Origin of the sequence: uncultured Bifidobacterium sp., assembly GCF_963540075.1 — a bacterium.
In the GTDB taxonomy this organism is placed as follows: domain Bacteria; phylum Actinomycetota; class Actinomycetes; order Actinomycetales; family Bifidobacteriaceae; genus Bifidobacterium.
On sequence record NZ_CAUTOG010000013.1, the window covers coordinates 25,197 to 34,084 of the forward strand.

6 protein-coding genes are annotated in these 8,888 nt (G+C 67.8%); 2 read left to right on the top strand and 4 right to left on the bottom strand.

Going from position 1 to position 8,888, the window contains the following annotated elements:
- Positions 1-41: 41 nt before the first annotated feature.
- A complete protein-coding gene (locus tag RWX87_RS02985; RefSeq protein WP_314686791.1) occupies positions 42-716 on the top strand; it encodes a GTP pyrophosphokinase family protein in 675 nt (224 codons plus the stop codon).
- Between the two features lie 129 nt (positions 717-845).
- Here RWX87_RS02985 and RWX87_RS02990 read toward each other — a convergent pair whose 3' ends face one another.
- On the bottom strand, positions 846-1,676 hold the full coding sequence (locus tag RWX87_RS02990; protein WP_314686793.1) for an aldo/keto reductase: 831 nt from the start codon (positions 1,674-1,676) through the stop codon (positions 846-848).
- A 327-nt stretch (positions 1,677-2,003) separates the two neighbouring features.
- Between RWX87_RS02990 and RWX87_RS02995 the strand changes: the two genes are divergently transcribed.
- Positions 2,004-2,882 carry a Bax inhibitor-1/YccA family protein gene (locus RWX87_RS02995; RefSeq protein ID WP_399552283.1) on the top strand — a complete coding sequence of 293 codons (879 nt, stop codon included), beginning with the start codon at positions 2,004-2,006 and terminating at the stop codon, positions 2,880-2,882.
- A 95-nt stretch (positions 2,883-2,977) separates the two neighbouring features.
- Here RWX87_RS02995 and acnA read toward each other — a convergent pair whose 3' ends face one another.
- From acnA to RWX87_RS03010, 3 genes are all read right to left on the bottom strand, one after another.
- Positions 2,978-5,683 (bottom strand): aconitate hydratase AcnA, encoded by a 2,706-nt coding sequence (gene acnA / locus RWX87_RS03000; RefSeq protein WP_314686778.1) that lies wholly within the window; start codon positions 5,681-5,683, stop codon positions 2,978-2,980.
- Positions 5,684-5,814: 131 nt separating this feature from the next.
- Positions 5,815-8,385 (bottom strand): HAD-IC family P-type ATPase, encoded by a 2,571-nt coding sequence (locus RWX87_RS03005; protein WP_314686780.1) that lies wholly within the window; start codon positions 8,383-8,385, stop codon positions 5,815-5,817.
- The coding region (locus tag RWX87_RS03010; protein WP_314686783.1) for a hypothetical protein at positions 8,382-8,888 on the bottom strand (507 nt) is incomplete at its 5' end. The genes RWX87_RS03005 and RWX87_RS03010, both read right to left, overlap by 4 nt.

Below are 8,888 nucleotides of genomic sequence, written 5' to 3' on the forward strand. Positions count from 1 at the left end.
ACCGCATCAACTCCTCGCAGATCAAGGCGCGCCTTGAATCCATGGATTCCCCGGAACACCGGTTCCCCATCGACGAGATCGAGGAGTTCATCGACCTCATGCAGGTGTACGAGGGGGCGATGTACGAGATCAGCACCAAGCTGGAGATCCTCGACGGCGAGTTCCAGGTGCGCTTCTCGCACGACCCCATCCACCACATGGAGCGTCGCCTCAAGTCCGTGGATTCCATCCTCGGCAAGCTCATACGCAAGGGGCTGCCCCTGACGACGAAGTCCATCCGCGACCACCTCTTCGACGTGGCCGGCATCCGCGTCATCTGCAACTACCGCGACGACGTGTACTCGGTGTCGAACTACCTGTCGGGGCAGTCCGACATCGAGGTGCTCAGGGTCAAGGACTACATCCGCAATCCGAAGCAGAACGGCTATCGCAGCCTGCACGTCATCTATGCCGTGCCCGTGTTCCTGTCGTCCGGCCCGCACTACACCCCGGTGGAGGTCCAGTTCCGCACCGTCGCCATGGACTACTGGGCGAGCCTCGAGCATGCGCTGCGATACAAGTCGGACCTCCCGGACGCCAGGCTCGCCGAGCATTCGCAGACGCTGCTCGACTGCGCCCGCAGCCTGCAGAACGTCGAGGCGCAGATGCAGAGCATCCACCGCGACATCAACGGCGCGCCCCGCAGCGAGGAGACGCCGCGGGAGACGCGTTCCTGACGCGTTCGCGTCGGGCGCGCGACGACGCATGCGCACCCGGCCGGCTGATTCCGCCCCCGGATGCATCCGAGAGGCATGCGCGACTCCGCCACGGGGATCTTCAGGAACCCCGCCCCTTCGCAGGACCTCCTAGAAGTCGACGTGGTCGGGATCGGATCCCGTGCGCACCCCGGTGTCCATGGCGTCGATCGCCGCCATGTCGTCGTGGGACAGTCGGAAGCCGAACACGTCGATGTTCTGCCGGATCCGATCGACATGCACGGATTTGGGGATGACCACGACCCCATGCTGCAGATGCCAGCGGATGACGACCTGCGCGGGGGTCACCCCATGGGCGCGGGCGATGGCGGCCAGCCTCGGATCCGAGAGCAGCGTTCCACCGGTGCCCCCGAGCGGACTCCACGCCTCGGCGGCGATTCCCAGGGATCGGACGTGGTCGATGAGCTCGCGGTTCGCGAACGCCGGGGAGGACTCCACCTGGTCCACCGCCGGACGCATGTGGCCAAGGGCCATGAGCTCGTCAAGATGATGGTGCTGGAAGTTGCTCACTCCGATGGCCCTGACCCGGTGCTCCTCGTACAGCCGCACCATCTCCTCCCATGCCTGCCGCCATCCGTCCACGGGCCAGTGGATGAGATAGAGGTCGACGTAGTCCGTACCGAGACGATCAAGGCTGGCGAGGAAGGCGTCACGCGCGTTCAGGGCCCGGATGTCGCCGTTCCACAGCTTCGTGGTGAGGAACACCTCCTGCCGGGGGACGCCCGAACGGCGGATGCCCTCCCCCACGGACGCCTCGTTGCCGTAGATCATGGCGGTGTCGATGTGGCGGTATCCCGCCTTCAGCGCCACGTCGACGGCCGATGCGGTCACCTCGCCGTCGGGAGTCTGGAAGACTCCCAGCCCGAGCTGGGGAATGGTCACACCGTTGTTGAGCATGATCTGCGGTACCGTCACGGCCATGGCGATCTCCTCTCGCATGCGGCGTCCCGCGGCGCCGACTGAGGCGACCATCCCATATCGTCCGGACGCGGAGCGGACGGGTTGCGCCGTCGGCGGAACCCTCGCAGCGAACGGAGGACGTCCCGGCTCAGGACGCCGACGCGGAGGGCATCACGCCCGCTCCCGGGGAGATGCCAGCCGTCATCCCTTCGCGATTCGCGCCGGGGACGGGACCTTGGGCCGGACGCCGCCGGACGCCGACGCCGTGGGCATATCCAGCGAATTCACAGCGCTCCGACTATGATAAGTGGACAAAAGATGGCCGAAAGGCCGGAACGAAGGAGCGACATGGCACAGACACAGCACTCCGGCGATTCGCGGAACGACGCCGGTTCCCCGGTCTACGCGGGCGGATACGCTCAGACGCCGTATTCGCAGTCCCCCTCCATGCAGCAGCCGGCGTACGGGCAGTCCTACCAGACGCCGCAGCAGTATGCCGGGGGGCCATACGGAACCGCCGCCCCCACCGTGATGGACACGCAGGCCACCTATTCCTACGAGAACGCCCGGCGAACCTCCGTGGTCCGCGCCTATGCGGAGATGACCGCCGGGCTCGCGGTCACCGCGGTCGTCGCGGTGCTCACCCAGATGACAGGCGCCCTCGAGTCCTTCCTCATGGCCACGGGAACCCTGGGATGGATCGGTCTGGCCATCGTCCAGGTGATCCTGGCAGTCGTGCTGGGCGCCCGCGTGATGTCCATGCGGCCCGCCACCGCCCGCGTGGTCTTCTACCTGTACGCGGCGCTGATGGGCTTCACCCTCAGCTCCATCTTCCTCGTGTACGACCTGGGGTCGATCGGGCTGACTCTGGGCCTGTGCGTGGGCTTCTTCTTCGCCCTGACCATGCTCGCCCTCACGACGAAGCGGGACATGCTCAAGGCCGGTCCCATCCTCATGGTGGCCCTTCTCGTTCTCGTCGTCGGCGAGCTGATCCTCATGTTCGTGTCCCCCAGCGACACGACGCTGATGGTCGTCTCGGCCATCGGTCTGCTCGTCTTCGCGGGTCTCACCGCCTACGACGCACAGAAGACGCGCGCCCTGTTCGCCTCCTACGCCGGGAACCCCGAGGCCATCGAGCGGCTCTCCATCCTGTGCGCACTGAACCTGTATCTCGACTTCGTCAACATGTTCCTCTACCTGTTGCGTCTCTTCGGAAGCCGCGACTAGCGGCCATACCCGTTCCGGCATGACCGGGACACGGGAGGAGATAGGGGAAGGGCCCGCCGGAATTCCGGCGGGCCCTTCCCCTATCTCCTCCACGCTCAGCGCTCGTTCATCAGGCCGCGCAGCACGTACTGGAGGATGCCGCCGTTGCGGTAGTAGTCGGCCTCCCCGGGCGTGTCGATGCGGACGACCGCGTCGAAGGAGGTCGTCGTGCCATCGGCCTTGGTGGCCGTGACCTCCACCGTGCGTGGGACGCCGCCCGCGTTGAAGGCCTCGATCCCATGGATGTCATAGGTCTCGGTGCCGTCAAGCCCGAGGGACTCGGCGGACTCGCCCTCCGGGAACTGCAGGGGCAGCACGCCCATCCCGATGAGATTCGAACGGTGGATGCGCTCGAAGCTCCGGGTGATGACCGCCCGCACGCCGAGCATCATCGTGCCCTTGGCCGCCCAGTCGCGCGACGAGCCGGTGCCGTATTCCTTGCCGGCGAGCACGACGAGCGGAACGCCGGCCTTCCGGTAGTCCGTGGCGGCATCGAAGATCGTCGACGGTCGGCCGGCGATGAAGTCGTAGGTGTAGCCACCCGGCCGCACCTCCTCGCCCACGGAGGCGAGGAGCTGGTTGCGAAGACGGATGTTGCCGAAGGTGCCGCGCACCATGACCTCGTGGTTGCCGCGCCTCGACCCATAGGAGTTGAAGTCCTTGGGGTTCACGCCGTGCTCGACGAGGTAGCGTCCCGCCGGGCTCGAGACGGGGAAGGCTCCGGCCGGCGAGATGTGGTCGGTGGTCACCGAATCGCCGAGCAGGGCGAGCACTCGGGCGCCGGTGACGTCGGACACGGGCGCGGGCTCGGCGGGCATGCCGTCGAACAGGGTCTGGCGTCGCACGTAGGTGGAGTCCCGGTCCCACGCGAACAGCTCCCCGTGGGGCACGTCCAGCCCCTTCCAGCGGAAGTCGCCGTCGAACACGGAGGCGTAGTCGCGCACGTACATGTCACGGGAGATGGTCGCGTCGACAACCTTCCTCACGTCCTCGTTGCTCGGCCAGATGTCCCGCAGGAACACGTCGCGGCCCTCGTCGTCCTTTCCCAGGGGCTGGGCGTCGAAGTCGAAGTCCAGCGTGCCCGCCAGGGCGTAGGCGATGACGAGCGGCGGCGAGGCGAGGTAGTTCATCTTCACGTCGGGGCTGATGCGGCCCTCGAAGTTGCGGTTGCCGGACAGCACCGCCGCGACGGTCAGATCGTTGTCGTTGACGGCCTGGGAGATCTCCGGAAGCAGAGGTCCCGAGTTGCCGATGCAGGTCGTGCAGCCGAAGCCGACGACCTCGTAGCCGAGGGCGTCCAGGTCGTCCTGCAGCCCGGCGCGCTGAAGATAGTCGGCGACGACCTGCGATCCGGGGGCCAGGGAGGTCTTCACCCAGGGCTTGGGCCTCAGGCCCTTCGTCCTGGCGTTGCGGGCGAGCAGACCGGCCGAGACCATCACCGACGGGTTCGAGGTGTTGGTGCAGCTGGTGATCGACGCGATGGCCACATCGCCGTTCCTCACGTCGAAGTCGCCCCGGAAGCCCGTACTCACGGGAATCGGATCCTTGGCCGTCTTCGGCGTCTCGTAACCGGGCAGCGTCCTTTCGAACGTCGTCTTCGACTCGGACAGCGGGATGCGGTCCTGAGGTCTCTTGGGACCGGCGATGGACGGCACGACGTCGCCGAGGTCGAGCTCCAGATACTCCGAGTACTCGGGCTCCACGTAGTCCGGGTCGGAGGTGTCGCCCCACAGGCGATTGGCCTTCGCATAGGCCTTCACAAGGGCTATCTGCTCCTCGGAACGGCCGGTCAGACGCAGATAGTCAAGCGTGACCTCGTCGACGGGGAAGATGCCGCAGGTCGAGCCGAATTCCGGGCTCATATTGCCGATGGTGGCCCGGTTGGCCAGAGGGACGGAGGCGACGCCCTCGCCGTAGAACTCGACGAACTTGCCGACCACTCCATGCCGGCGCAGCATGTCGGTGATCGTGAGCACCACGTCGGTGGCGGTGACCCCCTCGGGGATCGAACCCTTGAGGCGGAATCCCACGACGCGCGGCACGAGCATGGAGATGGGCTGGCCGAGCATGGCCGCCTCCGCCTCGATGCCTCCGACTCCCCAGCCCAGCACGCCGAGCCCGTTGACCATGGTGGTATGCGAATCCGTGCCGACGCAGGAATCCAGATACGCCAGGTCGCGTTCCCGGGGGCCCGGCCTTCTCATGACGACGGTGGCGAGATATTCGATGTTGACCTGATGGATGATTCCCGTGCCCGGAGGGACGACGCGGAAGTTGCGGAAGGCCTGCTGCCCCCATCGCAGGAAGCGGTAGCGCTCGCCGTTGCGGCGGTACTCGATGTCCATGTTCTGCTCCACGGCATCGGCGACGCCGTACCGGTCGATCTGCACCGAATGGTCGATGACCATGTCGGCGGGAACCTGCGGGTTGATGACCTCGGGGTCGCCGCCCAACGACTTCACGGCGTCGCGCATGGTGGCGAGGTCGACGATGCAGGGGACCCCGGTGAAGTCCTGCATGACGACGCGGGAGGGGGTGAACTGGATCTCGTGGCTCGGCTGCGCCTGCGGGTCCCATCGGAGCAGACTCGCCACCTCGTCGTCGGTGATCGTCCTTCCGTCGGCGTTGCGCACGAGGTTCTCCACCAGGACCTTGAGCGCATACGGAAGATGCTCGATGCCCGGCAGATCGGCGATCCGATAGTAGTCGAACTCCCGTCCCGCGATCTTCAGGGTGGATAGCTGGTCGTCACGCAATGACATTCTTCATCCTCCGAACCTGGGACGCATCGGGCGTGGAAACGCCCGTCGCGCAGCCATCTCGTTATGGGTCTCTTCGATTATCCGACGCCCGCGGTACAGAACCGTGAACACGGCGTGACGCGCCGCTCCCGTCAAGGCCTTCGCCGGCCCGTCACCCCATCACGCAGGCGTGCAGCCAGACGCACGACGGCCGGCGCCAGGGCATGACCGAGGACGAACAGGACCGCGGCGAAGGCGAGAACGGCCAGGGTCGCCCCCAGCATGCGCTCCGTGGGCAGCTGCAGGGCGAAGAAGGAGGCCACGGGCGGGATGACGAGACCGGCGAGACCGGCGAGCGCGAAGGCGAGGATGAGCAGCCCACGCCACGAACGCAGGGGCCGGGCGACCCGGCCCAGCACGGCTATGCCCAGGACGAACAGGATGATGGCGCAGGTGGATCGGAGCTCCGTCAGGTCGGAGGCCCTCCCCAGATCCCATCCCATCACCCCCGGCAGCATCCAGGCGGACAGCAGCACGGACAGCGCGATGACGACGCCTCCGGGAAGGGCGAAGCGCACGACGCGACCGAGGAATCCCGGGATGTAGCGGCGGGTGTTCGGCGCCAGTGCGAGGATGAAGGCCGGGATGCCGATGGTGAGCGCCCCCACGTAGGTGATGTGCCGCGGCAGATACGGGAACGGGATGCCGCTGAGCACCACCCCCAGGGCGATTAGCGAGGAGTAGACGGTTTTGGTGAGGAAGAGGCTGGCCACGCGTTCCATGTTGGCCATGACCTGCCGGCCCCGGGCGACCACGTCGGGCAGATGGGAGAAGCGCGAGTCGACGAGGACCAGCTGGGCGACGGCCTTCGTCGCCGGGGCCGCATTGCCCATGGCGATCCCCAGGTCGGCCTCCTTGAGCGCGAGCGCGTCGTTGACCCCGTCGCCGGTCATGGCCACGACGCGGCCTCGGGCATGCAGGGCCTGGACGATGACCTTCTTCTGCTCCGGCAGCACGCGTCCGAGCACGTCGACGTTCTCGAGCACCCGCGACAGCTCGTCGATCTCCTCCGGCAGTTCGCGCGCGTCCATCGTGCGCGCGGGCCGGTCGCCGGTCAGATTCACGCGGTCGGCGATGGCGCCCACGGTGGCAGGGTTGTCCCCCGAGATGATCCGACAGCGCACGCCCTGTTCACGGAACCAGGCAAGGGTCGGGCGCGCATCCTCCCGAACGGATTCGGAGCACACGACGAGCGCGATGGGCGCGGCCCTCGGATCAAGCCGCGGGTCGTCCGGATCCGGCGCCTGCGGCGCATGGGCGACCAGGAGCACGCGGTCCCCCCGCGAGGCGAGGCTCGACACCGTGGCGGCGACGTCCGCATGGTCGTCGTCGATGGCGGACAGAAGCACCTCCGGGGCGCCCAGGTACCATCCGCCGTCCGTCGTGCGCACCGCGCTCCATTTGCGAGCCGAGGAGAACGGGATGCGTGCCTCCACGGACGCCGGCACCACCCCCCGACGGGCCAGCCCCTCGAGGATGGCCGTCCCCGTGGCGTTGGGACTCTCCTCGGCGCACAGGGCCGCGATGCGGGACTCCAGCACGGCGTCCGCCGGCGTCGCCCGATCGGACGCCGCATCGCCCGCGACGGCATCGGCCGACACCGCATCGGCGGGCGCCCCCCCGAGAGGGACCACCCCTCTGAGAGTGACGCCGCCGTCCGTGATGGTGCCGGTCTTGTCGAGGTTCAGGCAGTCGACGCGGGCCAGCGTCTCGACGGATTCGAGCTCCTGGACGAGGGTGTTGCCCCGCGCGAGGCGCATGGCGGCGATGGCGAAGTTGAGGGAGACGAGCAGCACCAGCCCCTCGGGGATCATGCCCACCACCCCGGCGACGGCCGAGACGACCGCCTCCCGCCAACGTCCGGTGGCGACGGCCACGTCAAGACCTCCTACGGCGCGCAGCTGGGACCAGACGAGAAGAGCGCACAGCGGCACGACGACGACGGTCATGCACTTGAGTATCGTGTTGATGCCGCGGCTGAGGTCGGAGACCGTACGCCGGTACACCTTCGCCTGGGCGGTGAGCGTGGCCGCGTAGCCGTGCTCGCCCACCGCCGTCACTCGCGTCAGGGCGAGGCCGGAGACCACCGTCGACCCCGAATACACGGACTCGCCATCCCTGCGCCTCACCGTGCGCGACTCGCCGGTGAGCATCGACTCGTCGAGCTCCAGCCCCCAGGTCCTCACGACGACCGCGTCGGCCGGAACCTGGTCGCCGGAGCGAATCCACAGGAGGTCGTCGATGACGATGCCCTCATGGGGGACGGTGACGTCCCTGCCGTCCCTGCGGACGGCGTAGTCGGCGGCAACGAGGATGGAGAGCCGGTCGAGCGTGTGCTTGGCCCTCGTCTCGGTGAGGACTCCGATGCCGGAGTTGACGATGATGATGAGCCCGAAGACGGCGTCCTTCCATGACCCCGTGAGCAGGACGAGGACCATCGCCGTGAGAATGATCCCGTTGAACAGCGTGAAGACGTTGGCACGCAGGATGTCCGCGAAGGAGCGGGACGTGGAGCCCTTCACATGGTTGGTCCGTCCCGATTCGACGCGCTCGCGCACCTCGTCCGAGGTCAGCCCCGGCTCGACGACGGGGGGAAGCCCGGCGGCCGACGATGCGGAGGCCGCCGTTCCATCGGCCGTCGTGCGGACCCGCGTGTCGGTCATGCCGTCCCCTCCGTCACGTCGATGACCCCGCCGGGGGACCGGGAGTTGGCCGCGTCCCGGACCGCGTCGGCAAGGGTGTCCGAGAAGCCGGAGGAGACGACGCGCAGCACGCAGGCGTACAGGACCGGATCCTTCGGAAGACTGGAGGGGTCGACGAGCACCACGGGGACGTCGGCCCGTCTCGCGATGCTCAGCGCGTCATCCCATCCGCCCTCGTCGGACCGGGCGGACAGCCCCAGCACGACGATGACGCTGACCTGACGATGGGCGAAGTCGCGCACGGCCTTCCGGCCGGCTTCATCGGGGTCGGCGGCGTTCTCCAGGGAGGCGTAGGAGGCGTTGAGCCCGGCGTCCGTCAGGGACGACATGACCTGGTCGTCACGGGAGGACGCCGACGCCGACCCGACGACTCCTGCCATGAAGTCCGCGTCGTCGATGCCGTCATGCACGGTGCCGTCGGCCGCGACGCCGAGCGCCCGCGCGGGGATCAGTGAGAAGGAGAG

What these genes read in the sequence shown, in the direction of transcription:
- RWX87_RS03005 (WP_314686780.1), bottom strand. Translation starts at nt 8,385, where the DNA reads ATGACCGACACGCGGGTCCGCACGACGGCCGATGGAACGGCGGCCTCC.
- acnA (WP_314686778.1), bottom strand. Translation starts at nt 5,683, where the DNA reads ATGTCATTGCGTGACGACCAGCTATCCACCCTGAAGATCGCGGGACGG.
- RWX87_RS02990 (WP_314686793.1), bottom strand. Translation starts at nt 1,676, where the DNA reads ATGGCCGTGACGGTACCGCAGATCATGCTCAACAACGGTGTGACCATT.
- RWX87_RS02985 (WP_314686791.1), top strand. Translation starts at nt 42, where the DNA reads ATGGATTCCCCGGAACACCGGTTCCCCATCGACGAGATCGAGGAGTTC.
- RWX87_RS02995 (WP_399552283.1), top strand. Translation starts at nt 2,004, where the DNA reads ATGGCACAGACACAGCACTCCGGCGATTCGCGGAACGACGCCGGTTCC.